The following is a 268-nucleotide window of genomic DNA, read 5'->3' on the forward strand; positions in this document are numbered from 1 at the left end:
TAAAGTTCATAATTTGAGCTGCGGCCGGTACATTCACTAATTCAAGAATAGATACAAATGGGCTTTTCATTAGGCTTGACGAATTCCATGGAAGAACCGTTACTAAAATAAAGATAGATCCTAAATAGAAAAATAAGATGCGATAAATAACGGTATTGGTCGCGATAGTAATGGCTTTTTCAGGCTGAGACGATTCACCTGCTGCGGTTGCGACAATTTCTGTTCCCATAAAGGAGAACATGACAAGGGCAATTCCTAAAAATACAGG

The 268-nt window shown here is 38.4% G+C and carries 1 pseudogene; it reads right to left on the reverse strand.

From position 1 onward, the window contains the following. Positions 1-268 (reverse strand): annotated as a pseudogene (locus tag SB753_RS37715) (GABA permease); the annotation flags it as partial.

It is taken from the genome of Paraburkholderia sp. SIMBA_053, assembly GCF_046534895.1.
GTDB classification, from domain to species: Bacteria; Pseudomonadota; Gammaproteobacteria; order Burkholderiales; family Burkholderiaceae; genus Paraburkholderia; species Paraburkholderia caledonica.